The organism is Parapedobacter sp. SGR-10, from assembly GCF_011030405.1.
Classification (GTDB): domain Bacteria; phylum Bacteroidota; class Bacteroidia; order Sphingobacteriales; family Sphingobacteriaceae; genus Sphingobacterium.
This window is the reverse complement of the sequence record NZ_JAAJTJ010000060.1, coordinates 1-1,704: the sequence shown is the minus strand read 5'-3', so window position 1 is coordinate 1,704 and position 1,704 is coordinate 1. Positions and strand designations below refer to the sequence as shown.

Below are 1,704 nucleotides of genomic sequence, written 5' to 3'. Positions count from 1 at the left end.
TATACAGCCAAAGCGCGAAGCGGCGGCGGGATAGTTCTTTAAGGAAATGATCATGTAGCGCAGCGGTAGTGCCTTTAGAGGTACGTTACCGTTTCCGGCCGGAAGAACAATTACGGTTCCGGTTATTTTAAAGGGATAGCCGGATCGGACGATCTATTTTACCATGGAGAGTTTGATCCTGGCTCAGGATGAACGCTAGCGGCAGGCCTAATACATGCAAGTCGGACGGGATTCGGGACAGAGCTTGCTTTGTCCTGATGAGAGTGGCGCACGGGTGCGTAACGCGTGAGCAACCTGCCCCTGTCAGGGGTATAGCCCCTCGAAAGAGGGATTAACACCGCATGACGATATCCCCCGGCATCGGGGGGTGTCCAAATATTCATAGGACAGGGATGGGCTCGCGTGGCATTAGCTAGTTGGTTGGGTAACGGCTGACCAAGGCTACGATGCCTAGGGGCTCTGAGAGGAGAATCCCCCACACTGGTACTGAGACACGGACCAGACTCCTACGGGAGGCAGCAGTAAGGAATATTGGTCAATGGAGGGAACTCTGAACCAGCCATGCCGCGTGCAGGAGGAAGGCCCTACGGGTCGTAAACTGCTTTTGCCGGGGAACAACCCTATCTACGTGTAGGTAGCTGAGTGTACCCGGAGAATAAGGATCGGCTAACTCCGTGCCAGCAGCCGCGGTAATACGGAGGATCCGAGCGTTATCCGGATTTATTGGGTTTAAAGGGTGCGTAGGCGGCTTTCTAAGTCAGGGGTGAAATACAGCGGCTCAACCGTTGCAGTGCCTTTGATACTGGGGGGCTTGAATGTGGTCGAAGGCGGCGGAATGGGACAAGTAGCGGTGAAATGCATAGATATGTCCCAGAACCCCGATAGCGAAGGCAGCTGCCTAGGCCATAATTGACGCTGATGCACGAAAGCGTGGGGATCGAACAGGATTAGATACCCTGGTAGTCCACGCCCTAAACGATGGTGGCTCGGTGTCGGCGATATACAGTCGGTGCCCAAGCGAAAGCGTTAAGCCACCCACCTGGGGAGTACGCCCGCAAGGGTGAAACTCAAAGGAATTGACGGGGGCCCGCACAAGCGGAGGAGCATGTGGTTTAATTCGATGATACGCGAGGAACCTTACCCGGGCTTGAAAGTTAGTGAATTGGCCAGAGATGGCCAAGTGATTTATCACACGAAACTAGGTGCTGCATGGCTGTCGTCAGCTCGTGCCGTGAGGTGTTGGGTTAAGTCCCGCAACGAGCGCAACCCCTGTGGATAGTTGCCATCACGTTAAGGTGGGGACTCTATCCGGACTGCCAGCGTAAGCTGTGAGGAAGGTGGGGACGACGTCAAGTCATCATGGCCCTTACGTCCGGGGCTACACACGTGCTACAATGGCCGGTACAGAGGGCAGCCATCCAGCAATGGAGCGCGAATCCCTTAAAGCCGGTCACAGTTCGGATCGGGGCCTGCAACTCGGCCCCGTGAAGTTGGATTCGCTAGTAATCGCGTATCAGCAATGACGCGGTGAATACGTTCCCGGGCCTTGTACACACCGCCCGTCAAGCCATGAAAGCCGGGGGTGCCTGAAGCGTGTTGCCGCGAGGATCGCGTTAGGGCAATACCGGTAATTGGGGCTAAGTCGTAACAAGGTAGCCGTACCGGAAGGTGCGGCTGGAATACCTCCTTTCTGGAGTGCCGGGA

1 rRNA gene is annotated in these 1,704 nt (G+C 55.8%); it reads left to right on the top strand.

Annotated features, from left to right (window positions below):
• The first annotated feature begins 160 nt into the window (after positions 1-160).
• Positions 161-1,690, top strand: a 16S ribosomal RNA gene (locus tag G5B00_RS17835).
• Positions 1,691-1,704 lie beyond the last annotated feature (14 nt).